The 14,541-nt window shown below is 68.8% G+C and carries 15 protein-coding genes; 8 read left to right on the top strand and 7 right to left on the bottom strand.

All coding sequences use genetic code 11. From position 1 onward, the window contains the following. The first annotated feature begins 35 nt into the window (after nt 1–35). Entirely contained in the window at nt 36–839 is an 804-nt protein-coding gene (locus tag NF616_RS12645; protein WP_252273633.1) for a lipase family protein, read from the top strand. Between the two features lie 9 nt (nt 840–848). Here the strand turns inward: NF616_RS12645 and NF616_RS12640 are convergent, their stop codons facing one another. The 4 genes from NF616_RS12640 to NF616_RS12625 all read right to left on the bottom strand — a co-directional run bounded on the left by NF616_RS12640 (nt 849) and on the right by NF616_RS12625 (nt 5,221). Beyond that, nucleotides 849–3,710 (bottom strand): class I adenylate cyclase, encoded by a 2,862-nt coding sequence (locus NF616_RS12640; RefSeq protein ID WP_252273632.1) that lies wholly within the window; start codon nt 3,708–3,710, stop codon nt 849–851. Between the two features lie 132 nt (nt 3,711–3,842). Further along, the gene (locus NF616_RS12635; RefSeq protein ID WP_252273665.1) at nt 3,843–4,085 is read right to left on the bottom strand and encodes a TIGR02647 family protein; all 243 of its coding nucleotides are present in this window, start codon (nt 4,083–4,085) and stop codon (nt 3,843–3,845) included. 25 nt (nt 4,086–4,110) lie between these two features. Beyond that, nucleotides 4,111–4,863, bottom strand: a complete 753-nt coding sequence (locus NF616_RS12630) for a substrate-binding periplasmic protein (RefSeq protein WP_252273631.1) — start codon at nt 4,861–4,863, stop codon at nt 4,111–4,113. A gap of 82 nt (nt 4,864–4,945) precedes the next feature. Beyond that, nucleotides 4,946–5,221: a hypothetical protein gene (locus NF616_RS12625; RefSeq protein ID WP_252273630.1), complete on the bottom strand. Its 276-nt coding sequence runs from the start codon at nt 5,219–5,221 to the stop codon at nt 4,946–4,948. A 129-nt stretch (nt 5,222–5,350) separates the two neighbouring features. Here NF616_RS12625 and NF616_RS12620 point away from each other — a divergent pair, with 129 nt between their 5' ends. Continuing rightward, nucleotides 5,351–6,010, top strand: a complete 660-nt coding sequence (locus NF616_RS12620; RefSeq protein WP_252273629.1) for a glutathione S-transferase family protein — start codon at nt 5,351–5,353, stop codon at nt 6,008–6,010. Between the two features lie 17 nt (nt 6,011–6,027). Here the strand turns inward: NF616_RS12620 and NF616_RS12615 are convergent, their stop codons facing one another. Genes NF616_RS12615 through argH form a run of 3 tightly spaced genes read right to left on the bottom strand, consistent with a single transcriptional unit; the run spans nt 6,028 to nt 8,205 of the window. Then, a complete protein-coding gene (locus tag NF616_RS12615; RefSeq protein WP_252273628.1) occupies nt 6,028–6,507 on the bottom strand; it encodes a GNAT family N-acetyltransferase in 480 nt (159 codons plus the stop codon). Nucleotides 6,508–6,526: 19 nt separating this feature from the next. Beyond that, nucleotides 6,527–6,784: a hypothetical protein gene (locus NF616_RS12610; RefSeq protein ID WP_252273627.1), complete on the bottom strand. Its 258-nt coding sequence runs from the start codon at nt 6,782–6,784 to the stop codon at nt 6,527–6,529. Nucleotides 6,785–6,810: 26 nt separating this feature from the next. Beyond that, complete coding sequence (gene argH / locus NF616_RS12605; protein WP_252273626.1) at nt 6,811–8,205, bottom strand: argininosuccinate lyase; 1,395 nt, start codon at nt 8,203–8,205, stop codon at nt 6,811–6,813. 208 nt (nt 8,206–8,413) lie between these two features. On the opposite strand from argH, the gene NF616_RS12600 reads away from it, so the two are divergent. From NF616_RS12600 to NF616_RS12575, 6 genes are all read left to right on the top strand, one after another. Next, nucleotides 8,414–9,496 (top strand): sensor histidine kinase, encoded by a 1,083-nt coding sequence (locus NF616_RS12600; protein WP_252273625.1) that lies wholly within the window; start codon nt 8,414–8,416, stop codon nt 9,494–9,496. Next, nucleotides 9,493–10,242: a LytR/AlgR family response regulator transcription factor gene (locus NF616_RS12595; protein WP_252273624.1), complete on the top strand. Its 750-nt coding sequence runs from the start codon at nt 9,493–9,495 to the stop codon at nt 10,240–10,242. Before NF616_RS12600 ends, NF616_RS12595 begins: the two co-directional genes overlap by 4 nt. A 90-nt stretch (nt 10,243–10,332) precedes the next feature. After that, the gene (gene hemC / locus NF616_RS12590) at nt 10,333–11,265 is read left to right on the top strand and encodes a hydroxymethylbilane synthase (RefSeq protein WP_252273623.1); all 933 of its coding nucleotides are present in this window, start codon (nt 10,333–10,335) and stop codon (nt 11,263–11,265) included. Further along, nucleotides 11,262–12,050, top strand: coding sequence for a uroporphyrinogen-III synthase (locus tag NF616_RS12585; RefSeq protein WP_252273622.1), 789 nt, complete (start codon nt 11,262–11,264; stop codon nt 12,048–12,050). The genes hemC and NF616_RS12585 overlap by 4 nt, the downstream gene beginning before the upstream one ends. Nucleotides 12,051–12,060: 10 nt before the next feature. After that, nucleotides 12,061–13,200 carry a uroporphyrinogen-III C-methyltransferase gene (locus NF616_RS12580; protein ID WP_252273621.1) on the top strand — a complete coding sequence of 380 codons (1,140 nt, stop codon included), beginning with the start codon at nt 12,061–12,063 and terminating at the stop codon, nt 13,198–13,200. Continuing rightward, a complete protein-coding gene (locus tag NF616_RS12575) occupies nt 13,197–14,429 on the top strand; it encodes a heme biosynthesis HemY N-terminal domain-containing protein (protein ID WP_252273620.1) in 1,233 nt (410 codons plus the stop codon). The genes NF616_RS12580 and NF616_RS12575 overlap by 4 nt, the downstream gene beginning before the upstream one ends. Nucleotides 14,430–14,541 lie beyond the last annotated feature (112 nt).

Here is a 14,541-nt window from a genome sequence, read left to right as displayed (position 1 = left end):
TAGAGTGTCCCAGTTCCCGCCGGCAAGGAGGCCGCATGTCCAGCCTGCCCCTGTACTTCCCCGAACACTTCTCCCTGGACCGGGCGCTGCTCTGCGCGCAGCTGGTCGACCAGGCCTACGCCCAGTACCGCCAGTGGCAGACCCAGGACCGCCCGCGCCGCCCGCAGGACTTCGTCTGGACGCCGCCGGACCTGCCGGGTTGGCGCTTTTCCCAGCCGATCTGGAGCATCCTCAGCGACCTGCGCTTCATCAACGAGTCCGAGCCTTTCGGCTTCGCCGCCGCCAACGACCAGGGCGAGACCTACCTGGTGCTGCGCGGTACCGAGTCGGCGCAGGACTGGCTCGACGATGTGGACGCGCAGCAGGCGCCCTGGCCCTGGCAGGAGGGCGGAGTCGGCCAGGTGCACGCTGGCTTCCTCAAGCTCTACACCTCGCTGCGCGACCTCGCCCTGGCGGCGCTGGACAGCCTGCAGCCGACCGGGCCGCTGTGGGCCTGCGGTCACAGCCTGGGCTGCGCGCTCTCCAGCATGGCCGTGCTGGACATGCGCGAGCGCTGGCCGGATCAGGCGCTGGAGCACTACAACTTCGCCAGCCCGCGCCTGGCCGCGCCGGACTTCGCCGCCGCCTACAACGCCCTGGGCGTGACCACCTTCCGCGTGGTCAACGACAGCGACCTGGTGCCGGAGGTCCCGCCGGGAGCGGTCGATGGCGTGTTGTACCAGCACCTGGGCGTGGCCGTGACCTTCACCGCCAGCTACGCCGGGGTCGAGGCCAATCACAGCCTGGAGGGCAGCTACCTCTACGCCCTGGAGCACCCGCAGGCGCCGATGAACGGCTGAGCCGGCGAATCAGGCGCTCTGCAGGGCGCTGTTCAGCGCGCCTTCCAGCTCGGCCTTGTAGCGCAGGTAGTGGATGGTCTGCGCCTGACCGTCGCCGAGGACGCGCGACAGGTCCAGGTCGGTGATGTAGCAGGGGTAGCGCTCGGCGCCGCGGCGCTGGGCCAGGATGTGCCGGGCCACGGCACCGAACAGCGTGGCGCCGTATTCCAGCTCCGAGAATTCGCGATGGTTGCAATACAGGGTGACGTGGACCCGGCCGCCGTCGGCCGGCTCGACGATGGCCTGCACGTCGTAGAAGGAATGCGCCACCGGAGCCCGCGGTGGCGCGCGGCGCTCCAGGTGCTTGGCGCGCTGGGGCGGCGCCGGCAGCACCTCGTAGTACAGCACTTCCAGCGCGGCCGGCGGCAAGGGAGCGTCCAGCGGCAGCAGGGCGTTGCGCCGGTAGAGCACCGACTGCAGGAAGCGCTGCAGCGGGGTCAGCAGGCTCTGTTCGTCGCGGAACGGCAGGCGCTGGCGCCACAGCGCGTTGTATTCGTCCAGCACCGTGAGCTCGGCCTGGGCGCCGTCGATGCGATAGAACACCTGGATGCACAGCGGCCGGCCCAGCGGCAGGACCAGCGCCAGGTCCTCGCCTTCCAGCGCGTAGCGATCCAGGTGCAGCGGGCTGTAGGCGGGCTGTTCCTCGCCGAGGTGCTCGATCAGGCTCGGCAGGTCGGCGAGGGCGGCGTGGCTGACCTGGCCGGGCAGCAGCTCGAGCACGTGGTAGTGCTGCTGCACCTGCAGCAGGTAGCGGCTGCGTGGGGCACCGGTCAGGCCGGCGAGCGCCTCCTGGAACAGTTCCTCGACCCGCTGGGCGATGGCCTGGGCGCGGTTGCGGCAGAAGCAGCGCACCCGCAGCCGTGGCAGCCGGCCGTCGGCGGGCAGGGCGTTGAGGTAGTCGCGCAGGCAGTCGAGCAGCGCGTGCGGCCCGTCATAGCGGGTCACCATCAGCTCGTTCCAGCTGTTCAGGCTGACCTGATCGAGGGTCAGCACCAGGTTCTCGCGCACGCCGGAATAGCCCAGCGAGTCGGTGCGCTCGGTGGTCAGGTGCACGTTGAGCTGGCTGTGGGCCTTGAGCGGGTCGACGCCGACATTCACCAGCAGCAGCACCTCGGCCGGCTCGGCGGCTTGCAGCAGGGCGTTCTCGTCCACCGGCGGCAGGGGCAGCGGCACGCTCTGCTGCAGGCTGCTCAGCAGGCTGCCCAGCTCGAATTCGCTGAGGTCGCTAATGCCGGGGTGCAGCGACAGTCGGGTACTGGTGTCGATCACCCCGTTGCGGTGGCACCAGGCGAGCAGTTCGATCAGCTCCCGGGCCCGCTTGAGCGGGGCGAAGTCGCGCCATTCCTGGGCGCTCAGATTGCCGTGATGCAGGGCCCACTGGGTCTCGCCTTCGGCCTCCGGGCTGGGGCTCTGCACCAGGGTCAGGGTGTCCTCGGCGATGTCCGGGGCAATGCCCGGGTTGATGAATTCGATCTTGCCGGCCTTGCGTTCGAAGGCGGCGTACAGGCGCCGGCCGAGCACGCCGAGGTCGCGGCTGTTGAGCGGGATGGCGGTCTGCTCGTTGCGGGCGAACTGGGAGAGGAAGCGATAGCTGTAGGTCAGCTCGTTGACCAGCGCGCGGCGTTCGGCGCTGACCTGGCGCACCTTCCACTGGCTGCGGCTGTCGAGCATGGCCAGCTCGCGCGGGCTCCACTGCCACTCGGCGGTGAGGCGTTCGAACAGCAGGCGCTGCCAGCTCTTGGCGCGGTGCCGCGGCGGCACGCTGAGCTTCTTGCCGACCTTGAGGTAGAGGCAGCGGCGAATCAGTTCCAGGCGCTCCGGCTCGCCGCGTTCGCTGAGGTATTCCTCCAGGCGGCGGTAGACCACGATGTAGGGGTCGAGCTCGTCCAGGTCCAGGCGATTGGCGAACACCGCCTGCTTGAAGCGCAGGCTCAGGCACTCGACCCGCGGATGCTCGCTGGCGTAGACCTCGGTGAGCAGCAGCTTGAGCACCGACTTGTAGGGCGAGTCGATGCCCTTGAACAGCTGCCACATGCCGGCGCCGATGAACTCGCCCGGCGGTATGCGTGCCAGGTGGCCGAGGTCCAGCACCTCGTCGGCGCGGATGAAGCGCTTGCTCAGCAGCGCGTGGGTGAACGCGTGGTAGTTGGCTTCCTCGTAGGTCGGCACCAGCCACCACAGAGGCGTGCGCCCGCCGAGCCAGATGGCGGTGCGGTAGAACTCGTCGAGCAGCAGGTAATGCTGGGTGGTGCCGCAGTCGTCGGAAGTCAGCTGCGCCTCGCGGTCACCGACGGTAAAGCGCGCCGGATCGATCAGGAAGCAGTGCGCCTCGGCGCCCTGGGTCGCGGCCCAGGCTTCCAGCAGGTCGCATTTCTTGCGCAGCTCGGCGAGGGCGCGGGCATCCAGGTCCGGCGCGTGGCACACCCACAGGTCCATGTCGCTCTGCTCGGCCTGGGCCACGGTGCCCAGGCTGCCCATCAGGAACAGGCCGTGGATCGGTGCGGGCGGCTTGCTGCCGCCGCCGGTGCGCCGCGGCTTGTAGGCGAAGGAGCGGGTCAGGCGCTGGGCTTCGGCCAGGGTGTCGTCGTCCGGTTCGTAGTTCGACAGCCCGGCCGGCGTGCTGGCGGAGACATAGCCCGGCAGCAGCGGGTGATTGACGTGGAACAGCAGCGGCAGCAGCTTCAGCACCAGTTGCTGGCGCGTCGACAGCGCCTGCATGGCGCGCCCCAGGCGCCCGCCGTTGACCTTGAGGAAACGCGCGCGCAGCTGCGCCAGGACCTTGCGGTCGATGCCTTCGTTGATGTCCGGACGGATTTCCTGGGTGCGGGTCATGTGCTGCTCGGAGCGGTGATGGCCGCAAGACTACCAGCGCCGAAGGGCGTCTGGCAGTCTCCTCTGTCCGCTGTATCGGCCGCTCCACGGCCCGTTGCAGTGCCGGTGTGGGGCATCGCGCCCCGGTCGGGACTAGGCGGGTTTCTGCGCGAGGATGGTCAACAGGCTCTGGGCATGCTCGGCGGCGTCCAGGCCGAGGCTGGTCAGGTAGCCGCCGTCGGCCTGGGTCACCAACCCCTTGCGGTGCAGGCGGGTGATGGCTTCCTGGTTGCGGGACGAGGCGTTGTTGTGGACCTTGAGGCCCTCCTGGTGATTGTCCAGGTTGTACAGGGCGAGAATTTCCAGTTCGGCGATCAATTCCGGGGTGAAGGCCATGGCGGTTTCCTTGTCGTTGTTCGTGTCAGTGTAGGCGGCCATTCCAGCGCGCGACGATCCGTTCGTAGCTGCCGTCGCGATGCAGGCTGCGCATGCCGCTGTCGTAGCGCTTGAGCAGTTGCCGGGCGTGCGGGTGATAGCGCGAGAAGCTGATGAACAGCTGCGGATGATGAAGGGTGATGACCGGCACGAAGGCGCCGCGCAGTTGTGAGTGCTCGGCGAACAGTGCCGCGGCAATGCCGCGGTACGCGGCGACATAGTCGACCCGCCCTCGCGCCAGCATGCGGAAGCCGTTGAGGTCACGCCGCACCGGCACCCGCTGCACGCCGTCCAGGCTGTCGAAGGGTGTGCCGTATTCGTAGCCGATGGTCACCGCCACCTTGTGGCCGACGATGGCCTGCAGGTCGCCGAGCGGCCGTGCCTCGCCGCTGCGCGCCCAGAGCAGGATGTCGTCGCTGAACAGCGGCTCCTCGGGCAGCAGGAATTCGGCGGCGATGCGCGCGTCCGGCGAGGTGTTGAAGCAGGCCGCCAACTGCCCGGTGCGGGTCAGTTCCATGCAGCGCGAGTAGGGGTAGGGCACCAGTTCGACGCGGGTGTTGCTGGCGGCGAAGGCGGCGCGCACCAGGTCGGCGGACATGCCGCGCACCTCGCCATCGCGCACGGCGGTGTAGGGATACCAGTCGTCCTCGGCGCCGATGCGGAACACCTCGTCCGCTCGCGCCGCACAGGCGGCCAGCAGCAGCGCGGCGAGGCCGAGCCGGTAACAGCGCGAGATCATGGGAGGGCCCTTCCGCGGCGTGGCTGGTGCCACCATAACAACAGCCGGTGCCGCCGGGGAATAGACCAGGGTCAAGGAGGGTTCAGTCCTCGCCGGGCAACTCCGGCAGGGCGCGCAGCGCCTGTTCGTACCAGGCGGAATCGAAGGGGCGATCCTCGCGCAGCATGGCGTCGATCTCGTGGGCCAGCACCAGGGCCATCAACTGGAGGATTTCTTCGCGTTCGTAGCCGACCAGGGTCAGCTTGTTGTACACGGCCCGGGTCGCCGGCGGCGCATCGGCCTCCAGCTGATTCTCGATGGCCTGGATCAGCGTCTGCTCGGCGAAGGCCTCGTCATCGTTGTCGTCGTGTTCGCTCATGGCGGCTCCTCGGTATCGGGCCGGCAGTGTGCCACGGCCCGGCGGCGGCTGTGCCATTCACCTGCCTGATGGTGCTGCCGCACGGAGTTCGGCAGGCTATAACTGGGTTTTCCCTTCCGGTACCGACCCATGCTCAGACTCCACGGATTTCCCGTCAGCAACTACTACAACATGGTTCACCTAGCCCTGCTGGAGAAGGGGCTGGCGTTCGACACCGCCCACGTCTACGGCAGCCAGGACGAGGCCTTCCTGGCCATCAGCCCGCGCGGCAAGGTGCCGGTGCTGCAGACCGAACACGGCTACATCAGCGAGACCGGCGCCATCCTCGACTACCTGGAAGACCTCGGCGAGGGCCGCCCGCTGCTGCCGGCCGAACCCTTCGCGCGGGCGCAGGTGCGTGCGCTGATGCGAGAGATCGAGCTGTACATCGAACTGCCGGCGCGCAGCTGCTACGCCGAGGCGTTCTTCCGCACTCCGGTGGATGCGGCGATCAAGGACAAGGCGTGCACCGAGCTGCAGGCCGGCATCGCCACGCTCAAGCGCCACGGCCGCTTCGCCCCATATGTGGCGGGCGAGCAGTTCGGCCTGGCCGACCTGTATTTCCTCTACAGCATCGACCTGGCCGCCGCGGTGGCGCAGAGGGTTCTCGGCTTCGACCTGCTGGAGAGCTTCCCCGCCGCCCAGGCGCTGCTGGAGCGCCTGCGACAGAACCCGAACGTGCAGATGATCGCGGCGCAGAACGAGGCCGCCATGGCCGACTTCATGAATCACCTGCGCAGCAAGGCCTGAAGCCTGGGCGGCAGAACTCAGCCCGCGGCGAAATCGAGCAGCGCCTGGCCGGTCAGGCGGTAGGTGGTCCATTCGTCCTGCGGGCGGGCGCCGAAGGATTCGTAGAAGTCGATGGCCGGCTGGTTCCAGTCCAGTACCGCCCACTCGAAGCGCCCGCAGCCGCGCGCCACGGCGATCCGCGCCAGATGCTGCAGCAGCGCCTTGCCGGCGCCGCAGCCGCGATGCGCCGGGTCGACGTAGAGATCTTCCAGGTACAGGCCGTGCTTGCCGAGCCAGGTGGAGTAGTTGAAGAAGTAGACGGCGTAGCCGATCGGCGCGCCGTCGCGCTCGCAGATCAGCGCCTGGGTGGTCGAGCCGTCACCGAACAGGCTGTCGCGGATGCCGGCCACATCGGTCTTCACCTCGTGCTCGGCCTTCTCGTAGATGGCCAGATCGGTGATGAAGCGCAGGATCAGCGCGGCGTCGTCGGGGGTGGCGGGGCGGATATACAGGCTCATGGGAAAGTTCTCGAAGTGTTCAGCCATTGCGAATGAGGCCGACCACCAGGCCGACCAGGCAGATGAAGCCGAGGGCGATGATCCAGACGTTGCGCGGTACGTCCGGGTCGGCCTGGCGCAGGGGCTGGCGCGGATGGCGACCCAGGGTCAGCAGGCGCATTGCCAGCCAGCCCAGGGCATAGCAGAGATGGAGGAAGAGCCATTCGAGCAGCCCCTGGATCAGCCCAAAGACCAGCCACCTGAGCAGCGCGCCCAGGCCATGCAGCAGTGCATCCATCGGAATTCCCTTTCCCGGTATGGCGATCAGCGCGTAGCCAGCAATTCCTTGCCCCGCGCCACGGCGGCGCGGACCTGGTTCGGTGCGGTGCCGCCGATATGGTCGCGGGCGTTGACCGAGCCTTCCAGGGTCAGCACGGCGAACACGTCGTCGCCGATCTGGTCGCTGAACTGGCGCAGTTCGTCCAGGCTCATCTCGGCCAGATCCTTGCCGCTGTCGACGCCGTACTTCACAGCGTGGCCGACGATCTCGTGGCAGTCGCGGAAGGGCAGGCCCTTGCGTACCAGGTAGTCGGCCAGGTCGGTGGCGGTGGAGAAGCCGCGGCGGGCCGCCTCGCGCATGATCTCGCGCTTGGGCTTGATCGCCGGGACCATGTCGGCGAAGGCGCGCAGGCTGTCGCGCAGGGTGTCGGCGGCGTCGAACAGCGGTTCCTTGTCTTCCTGGTTGTCCTTGTTGTAGGCCAGCGGCTGGCCCTTCATCAGGGTCAGCAGGCCGGTCAGGGCGCCGAACACGCGACCGGTCTTGCCGCGTACCAGCTCCGGTACGTCCGGGTTCTTCTTCTGCGGCATGATCGAGGAGCCGGTGCAGAAGCGGTCGGGCAGGTCGATGAACTGGAACTGCGCCGAGGTCCACAGCACCAGCTCTTCGGAGAAGCGCGACAGGTGCATCATGGCCAGCGAGGCGGCGGCGCAGAATTCGATGGCGAAGTCGCGATCGGACACGCCGTCCAGCGAGTTGCCGCCGACCTGATCGAAGCCCAGCAGCTCGGCGGTGATCTCGCGGTCGATCGGGTAGGTGGTGCCGGCCAGCGCGGCCGAGCCCAGCGGCATGCGGTTGACCCGCTTGCGGCAGTCGACCAGGCGTTCGTAGTCGCGCGACAGCATCTCGAACCAGGCCAGCAGGTGATGGCCGAAGGTCACCGGTTGCGCGGTCTGCAGGTGGGTGAAACCGGGCATGATGGTGTCGGCTTCGGCCTCGGCCAGATCGAGCAGGCCCTGCTGCAGGCGGGTGACTTCGGCCAGGATCAGGTCGATCTCGTCGCGCAGCCACAGGCGGATATCGGTGGCCACCTGGTCGTTGCGGCTACGGCCGGTGTGCAGCTTCTTGCCGGTGACGCCGATGCGGTCGGTCAGGCGCGCCTCAATGTTCATGTGCACGTCTTCCAGGTCGACGCGCCAATCGAACTCGCCGGCCTCGATTTCGCCCTGGATCTGCTTGAGGCCCGCTTCGATGGCGTCGCGTTCTTCCGCGGTCAGCACGCCGACCTTGGCCAGCATGCTGGCGTGGGCGATGGAACCCATGATGTCGTGGCGGTAGAGGCGCTTGTCGAAGTCGACGGAGGCGGTGAAGCGGGCGACGAAGGCGTCGACGGGCTCGCTGAAGCGGCCGCCCCAGGACTGGTTGGTCTTCTCAAGGCTCATGGCAGAACTCGCGGGACTGGGCAGGCGCGGCGCCTGCGGAACGGACAAAGTGCGTCGATAATAACAGCCTTGCCGGGAAAACCGAGGCCGCGCCGATCTGCAGGGCGCGTCACAGTTTTCGCCGGAAGGCGGCATTTGGAGCCCCGTTTTGGCCCGACCGGAGCGCTCTGGCTTGCCGCCTCGGTGCGCACGCGAGGAAACTGCGCGGATGAAGATCCACTGGTTCAACAAGGGGCAGACGCTCGCCCCGGACGACGATTTCTTCCTCCCGGAACTGTGCGAGCCCGAGGCGCTGCTCAGCCTGGTGCTGCTGGCCGAGCTGCTGGTGCTGGTGCTGGTGCTGGCCGAGCCGATGCTGCCCGGCTTCAACTGGGTGCGCCTGGCGCTGACCTCGCTGTTCGTGCAGTGGATCGTGCTGCTCTCGGCCGCGCTGCTGTGTCGCCTGCGGCCGTTGCTGGCGCGCCTGCGTGCGGCGCTCGCCGGGGTGCTGTGCTGCGGCATGGTGGTGGGGCTGACCCTGGCCGGCACGGCGGTGGCCGACTACTACGAACTGGGTGGCCCGTTGCCGCGCGACGGCGAGGTCAACCTGTATCTGCGCCATTCGCTGATCGCGTTGATCATGTCGGCGCTGATGCTGCGCTACTTCTACCTGCAGAGCCAATGGCGCCGGCAGCAGCAGGCTGAGCTCAAGGCGCGCATCGAGTCGCTGCAGGCGCGTATCCGCCCGCATTTTCTGTTCAACAGCCTGAACAGCATCGCCAGCCTGGTGGCCATCGACCCGAACAAGGCCGAGCAGGCGGTGCTCGATCTCTCCGACCTGTTCCGCGCCAGCCTGGCCAAGCCCGGCACGCTGGTGCCGTGGAGCGAGGAACTGGAGCTGGCAAGGCGATATCTGTCGATCGAACACTATCGGCTCGGCGAGCGACTACAGTTGGAGTGGCAGGTGGATGAGGTGCCAATGGATCTGCCGATTCCCCAGCTGACCCTGCAGCCGCTGCTTGAGAATGCCTTGATCTATGGCATCCAGCCGCGCATCGAGGGCGGGCTGGTGCGGATCGAGGCGAGTTACCGGGAAGGGGTGTTCCAGCTCTGCGTGAGCAACCCGTTCCAGGAGAGCACCGAGCGGCAACCGTCACGCGGGACCCATCAGGCGCTGATGAACATCGACGCGCGACTGGCGGCACTTTTCGGTCCCGCCGCGAGTCTCAGCGTGGACCGCCGTGACGGGCGCCACTTCACCTGTCTACGCTATCCTTGTTCGAGACTCATGCAGGAAGCCCGAGCAATATGAATGTGCTGATCGTCGATGACGAACCCCTTGCCCGCGAGCGACTGGCCCGCATGGTCGGCGAGCTCGAGGGATACCGTGTCCTCGAGCCCTCGGCCAGCAATGGCGAGGAGGCCCTGACGCTGATCGACAGCCTGCGACCGGACGTGGTCCTGCTGGACATCCGCATGCCCGGCCTCGATGGCCTGCAGGTGGCGGGCAGACTGTGCGAGCGCGAGGCGCCGCCGGCCGTGATCTTCTGCACCGCCCACGATGAATTCGCCCTGGAGGCCTTCGACGTCAGCGCCGTTGGCTACCTGGTCAAACCGGTCCGCCCCGAGGCCCTGGCGGCCGCGCTGAAGAAGGCCGAGCGGCCCAACCGGGTACAGCTCGCCGCGCTCACCCGCCCGGCGGCCGGCGGCAACGGCGCCGGTCCGCGCAGCCATATCAGCGCGCGTACCCGCAAGGGCATCGAGCTGATCCCGCTGGAGCAGGTGATCTTCTTCATCGCCGACCACAAGTACGTGACCCTGCGCCACGAGGGCGGCGAAGTGCTGCTCGACGAGCCGCTGAAGGCGCTGGAAGACGAGTTCGGCGATCGCTTCGTGCGCATCCACCGCAACGCCCTGGTGGCCCGCGAACGCATCGAGCGCCTGCAGCGCACGCCGCTCGGTCACTTCCAGCTCTACCTCAAGGGCCTCGGTGCCGACGCGCTGACCGTCAGCCGCCGCCACGTGGCCGGTGTGCGCAAGCTGATGCACAGCCTCTGACGCCGGCGGCGCTGCCTGCGGCGACAGGGCTGCGGGCGTGCGCCGGCCATCCTGTTATCATCCGCGGCAGTCCGCTTTCTGGAATTGCCCATGCCCCGCGAAATCCGCATCGCCACCCGTAAGAGCGCCCTGGCCCTGTGGCAGGCCGAGTACGTCAAAGCCCGCCTGGAGCAGGCCCATCCGGGGCTGAAGGTCGGCCTGGTGCCCATGGTCAGTCGCGGCGACAAGCTGCTCGACGCGCCGCTGGCGAAGATCGGCGGCAAGGGCCTGTTCGTGAAGGAGCTGGAGACCGCCCTGCTGGAGCATGAGGCCGATATCGCCGTGCACTCCATGAAGGACGTGCCGATGGACTTCCCCGAGGGCCTCGGCCTGTTCTGCATCTGCGAGCGCGAAGACCCGCGCGACGCATTCGTCTCCAACACCTACGACAGCCTCGAGGCCCTGCCCTCCGGCAGCGTGGTCGGCACCTCCAGCCTGCGTCGCCAGGCCCAGCTGCTGGCGCGCCGACCGGACCTGAAGATCCACTTCCTGCGCGGCAACGTGAACACCCGCCTGGCCAAGCTGGACGTCGGCGAATACGACGCCATCATCCTCGCCGCCGCCGGCCTGATCCGCCTCGGATTCGAGGCGCGCATCCGCTCCTCGATCAGCGTCGACGACAGCCTGCCGGCCGGTGGCCAGGGCGCCGTGGGCATCGAGTGCCGCACCGCCGATGCCGAGATCCATGCGCTGCTGGCGCCGCTGCACCACGCCGAGACCGCGCAGCGGGTCAACGCCGAGCGCGCGTTGAACAAGCGCCTCAACGGCGGCTGCCAGGTGCCGATCGCCTGCTATGCGCTGCTCGAAGGCGAGCAGCTGTGGCTGCGCGGCCTGGTCGGTCAACCCGATGGCGGCCTGCTGTTGCGCGCCGAAGGCCGTGGCACAGACGCCGAAGTACTCGGCGTGCAGGTGGCCGAGCAACTGCTGGCCCAGGGTGCCGAGGCCATCCTCAAGGCGGTGTACGGCGAGGCCGCGGCCGAGTGACGGGCTGGCGCCTGCTGCTGACCCGCCCGGCCGCCGAGTGCGAGGCGCTGGCCGCCACGCTGGCCGAGGCCGGTGTGTTCAGCCGCAGCCTGCCACTGCTGGAGACCGAGGCGCTGGCGGAGACGTCCGAGCAGCGCGCCCTCATCCGGGACCTGGATCGCTACTGCGCGGTGATCGTGGTGAGCAAGTCGGCCGCACGCCTGGGCCTCGATCTGCTCGGTCGTCACTGGCCGCAACCACCGGCCACACTGCGCTGGTTCAGCGTCGGCGCCGCCACCGCACAGATCCTCGACGACCATCTCGCGCCCCATGGCCTGGCGGCCTGCTGCCCGAGCGCCGGCGACGACAGCGAGGCGCTGCTGGCGCTGCCGGAACTCGACCACGTCCTGCGGTCGGAGTCTCCGCGCGTGCTGCTGATGCGCGGCGAGGGCGGTCGCGAGCTGATCGCCGAGACCCTGCGCACGCGTGGCGCACAGGTGGACTATCTGGAACTCTATCGGCGCGTGCGCCCTCAATACCCTGCCGGTACGCTGGAGCGCCTGGTCGAGGCCGAGCGCCTCAACGCCCTGCTGGCGAGCAGCGCCCAGGGCCTGGACAACCTCCGCCAGCTGGCCGCCGGTGCCTGGGCGAAGCTGTCTCGGCTACCCTTGCTGGTACCCAGCCCGCGGGTGGCCGAACTGGCCCGCGCGGCCGGTGCCCGGCAGGTCATCGATTGTCGCGGCGCCAGTGCTGCGGCTGTTCTGGCGGCCCTGCGCGCCCATCCGGCGCCGGCCTCTGATGCATAAGGAAGGACTCGTGAGCGAAACCACCCCGCAGATCAGCGAACAGACCCCGCAACCCGCCGTCGAACAGCCGCCGCGTGCGCCCAGCGCCAAAGGCAGTGGCCCGGCCTGGCTGGCCCTGCTGATCGGCCTGGCCGGCCTCGGCGTCGGCGGCTGGAGTGCCTGGCAGCTGTATCAGCAGCAAGGCCAGGCCGCGCAGCAGTTGAGCCAGGTGCGGCAAGTCGGGGATGTGGCCAAACAGCAGGTCGAGGAGAGCGAGAACCGGGTCGCCCAGCGCCTGGCCGGACTGCCCACCGCCGATGACCTGGCCACCCAGCGCGATCTGCTGGTGTCCCTGCAGGGCGAACAGCAGCGCCTGGCCCAGAGCCTCTCCGGCGTGCTCGGCAAGAGCCGCGAGGACTGGCGCCTGGCCGAGGCCGAGCACCTGCTGCGCCTGGCCATGCTGCGCCTCTCCGCGCTGCAGGACGTGGAGAGTGCGGTCGCTCTGGTACAGGGCGCCGACGACATCCTGCGGGCGCAGAACGACCCGCAGGCCTTCGCCGCCCGCGGCGAGCTGATCAAGGTGCTGGAGGCCCTGCGCAGCCTGCCGCAACTGGATCGCTCCGGCCTGTTCCTGCAACTGGCCGCCCTGCGCGAACAGGCCGCCCAGCTGCAGCTGCTCGCCCCCGAATACATCCTGCCGGCCGAGGTGCAGAGCAGCGTCAACGCCAGCGACAGCAGCCGCTGGGAAGAACTCTGGCAGGAGCTGTCGCGCTATGTGCGCATCGACCTGCACGCCGACCAGGACGTGCGTCCGCAGCTGGCCGGGCAGAGCCTGGCGCAGGTGCGCCTGACCCTGGCGCTGGCCCTGGAACAGGCTCAGTGGGGCGCGCTCAACGGCGAGCAGGAGGTCTATCGCCAGGCCCTGGCGTCTGCCGGCGATGTGCTGGACAGCTATTTCGATCGCGACAATCAGGCCGTGCAGGCGCTGCGCAAACGCGTCGAGGAGTTGTCCGGCCAGCCGGTGACGACCCGCTTGCCGAGGCTGGACGACGCACTGGGCAGCCTGCAGGCCTACCTCAAGCGGCGCGAAGCCGCGGAGCTGGCGCCCGAGGATGAAGCCGAGCCGGGCAGCGAGCCCCAGGTGGAAGCGACCGAGGAGGGCGGGCAATGATCCGCGCCGTCCTGCTTCTGGTCCTGGTGGTGGCCGCCGCCACCGCGCTGGGCGTGGCCGTCGCCGAGCACAGCGGCTACGTGCTGATCGCCTGGAAGGGCCTGCGCTACGAGTCGAGCCTGTGGGTGTTCCTGCTGCTGATCGCGCTTGCCGTGCTGCTGGTGTGGGCGCTGCGGGCACTGCTGCGGCTGCTGCTGGTGTCCGGCGGGCTGGTCAATCCCTGGTCGCGCCGCCAGCGCGGACGGCGCCAGCAGATGGCCGCCGACAAGGGCCTGCTGGACCTGATCGAGGGTCGTTGGGAGCGCGCCGAGCGCCATCTTTCCCTGGCCGCCGAAGGCGCGCGCCAGCCGCTCATGTATTACCTCGGCGCCGCCCGTGCGGCCCACCGGCAGGGCCGCATCGAGCAGCGCGACGCCCTGCTGGAAAAGGCCCTGCAGCGCCAGCCCCAGGCCGAGCTGGCGATCGCCCTGACCCATGCCGAACTGCAGCGTGAGCAGGGCGACCTGGACGGCGCGCTGGACACGCTGCAGGCCATGCGCGAACGTCATCCGCGCCATCACCTGGTGCTCGATCAGCTGCAGCGCACACTGGTCGAACGCGGCGACTGGGCGGCGTTGATGGAGCTGCTGCCGGAGCTGCGCAAGGCCAAGGTGCTGGAGAGCGACACGCTGGCCTCGCTGGAGCGCCGGGTGTGGATCGCCCGTCTGCAGGGTGCCGGCGAGCGTGGGCTGGACCAGGGCGAGCTGGCCCTGCAGCCACTGACCCAGGCCTGGCAGCAGCTTTCTTCGACACAACGCCAGGACGCCGAACTGCTGCTGGCCTACGCCACACAGCTGCGCGCGCTGGGCGCCCAGGAGGAGGCCGAGGAAATCGTGCGCAAGGCCCTCAAGCAGGGTTACGACCCACGCTTGATCCGCCTCTACGGAAAGCTGCGCGGGCGCGATGCGGCCCGTCAGCTGCAGACCGCCGAGGATCTGCTCAAGCAGCATCCACAGGACCCGCAGCTGCTTCTCGCCCTCGGTCGCCTGTGTCTGCAGAACGGCCTGTGGGGCAAGGCCCGCGAGTATTTCGAGATCAGTCTCGAGTTTGCTCGCGACCCGGAGACCTGCGCCGAACTGGCGCGCCTGCTGGCCAGCCAGGGCGACGCCGAGCAGAGCAATCGCTTGCTGCAGGAGCTGTTGACGCTGCAGGGCCAGCGCCTGCCGGAGTTGCCGCAGCCTGCGCGCTAGGATCGCCGGCCTGACGTGCGGCGCCCTGTCACTGACGGGGCGCCCGCCACCGCCTTGAAACGCCGGTCGGCTTTACTCTACCGTAGGCGCCTTTCTCGCCCCGCATCGGAGT

Source organism: Pseudomonas subflava (genome assembly GCF_023823685.1).
Classification (GTDB): domain Bacteria; phylum Pseudomonadota; class Gammaproteobacteria; order Pseudomonadales; family Pseudomonadaceae; genus Aquipseudomonas; species Aquipseudomonas subflava.
The sequence above is the reverse complement of the archived record's forward strand: the minus strand, read 5'-3'. Positions and strand labels throughout refer to the sequence as shown.